This is a genomic window from Paenibacillus zanthoxyli JH29, assembly GCF_000520715.1.
GTDB classification, from domain to species: domain Bacteria; phylum Bacillota; class Bacilli; order Paenibacillales; family Paenibacillaceae; genus Paenibacillus_AQ; species Paenibacillus_AQ zanthoxyli.
In genome coordinates this window covers 1-1,319 of record NZ_ASSD01000356.1, presented here as the reverse complement: position 1 = coordinate 1,319, position 1,319 = coordinate 1, and the positions used below count along the sequence as shown (strand labels likewise).

General features: G+C 56.2%; 3 protein-coding genes. 1 reads left to right on the top strand and 2 read right to left on the bottom strand.

Annotated features, from left to right (window positions below; genetic code table 11):
* The coding region (locus tag L691_RS0112875) for a GNAT family N-acetyltransferase (protein ID WP_025690921.1) at window positions 1–452 on the bottom strand (452 nt) is incomplete at its 3' end.
* A gap of 153 nt (window positions 453–605) precedes the next feature.
* Window positions 606–905, bottom strand: coding sequence for a hypothetical protein (locus L691_RS0112870; protein WP_025690920.1), 300 nt, complete (start codon window positions 903–905; stop codon window positions 606–608).
* Between the two features lie 223 nt (window positions 906–1,128).
* On the opposite strand from L691_RS0112870, the gene L691_RS0112865 reads away from it, so the two are divergent.
* Window positions 1,129–1,319, top strand: a 191-nt coding sequence (locus tag L691_RS0112865) for a GAF domain-containing protein (protein ID WP_025690919.1), incomplete at its 3' end; no start/stop codon positions are given.

Sequence of the window (1,319 nt, the reverse complement as noted above, 5' to 3'; positions counted from 1 at the left end):
GGGGCGACCAGCCGGCTTGACCGGAGGTTGGCCGGATGGCACTGCGCCTCCACCCGGTTCAGCTTCATCTCTTCGAAGCCATACCGAAGCGCCAGCGCCAGCGCCTCGCGCATATACCCCCGGCCCTGGAACGCCGGAGATAACTCGAAGCCCACCTCGCCGCGGAAGGCTCCGGCCAGCTGCCAGCTGTTATAGCCGCAGCTGCCGATTACCTCCCCACAGGTGAGCTCAATGCTCCAGCGCAGGCTCTCCTCCTCGCGCTCCATTTCCAGAAGCAGCCGGATGAGCTCCTCTGCTTCCGCCTTGGAGGCCAGCGGCTTGATTCCAAGCCAAGAGGCCGCTTCCTGATGGGACCAGCAGCGAAGAAGCGCGCCGGAATCCTCCGGTCTTAAAGCCCGCAGCTTCAGTCTGCGGCCAGCCAGCTCGGGCGCTGTTCCGCTGTGCTCCTCCATGCCCTCGCCCCCTTGTAATCCGTCCATTATACCTTATTTTCGAACCAACAAAAATAGCGCCCGTATCGGACGCGGCATGCATCCCCTACTGACGCCAATACCATAATCCTCTCCGCCTTCGCCTTGGCCCCGTACAAAGCCCTCTCCCTCGGTTCAACCCGCCGTATCGGCCGTTTTGACCGGTTTCCTAACCTCTCTAAGCAGCAGCTCCAGCTTAGCCAGAATTTCCTTGTATTCTTCGATTCCCGTACCCGTAATGCTGTACTCCTCGCCATGGGCGGTTAGGAAGTTATCCTGCGTCAAACGCTCCAGCTCCTGCTTTACTTCACGCTCACCTATCCTGTATCCGTAATTCTCAAGCTTAGTCTGCATATCGTCTACCGTCAGGTCCCGCTCGCGGGCATGATAAAGCATGTGGATTCCTATGAACATATTCTGTACATCGGCGCGCATGTTTCACTCCTTCCGGCGATTAAGCCTTACTTGGTTTATAGATTTATTACCCCTTGGCCGCCGGACGGAAACACGCATGGGTATGGAGAGGCAGCGGCAGCCAGTTGTATGAATTTGACAAATCTGCGCCAAGGCTTGACGACTGCTCGGCGGCTGTACTATGTTGTTAGGTACAACAGTTGCTCATTCAAGAATGACTTCATGTATAGGAAGGTGATCCTCCATGTTTCAGGCTATGCCCTATGACGGAACGCGCAGCGAACGGTTTGAATCCGTTCTGACTCAGCTTGGGGCCTTGATGAAAGACGAACCGAATGCAATCGCGAATTTGGCCAATGCTTCGGCGCTGCTTAAGTTCACTCTCGCGGACACGAACTGGGTCGGATTCTATCTGTATGACGGCAAAGAGCTTGT

Bases quoted from the DNA above. Each gene is read 5' to 3' on its own strand.
- L691_RS0112870 (WP_025690920.1), bottom strand. From the start codon at position 905: ATGCGCGCCGATGTACAGAATATGTTCATAGGAATCCACATGCTTTAT.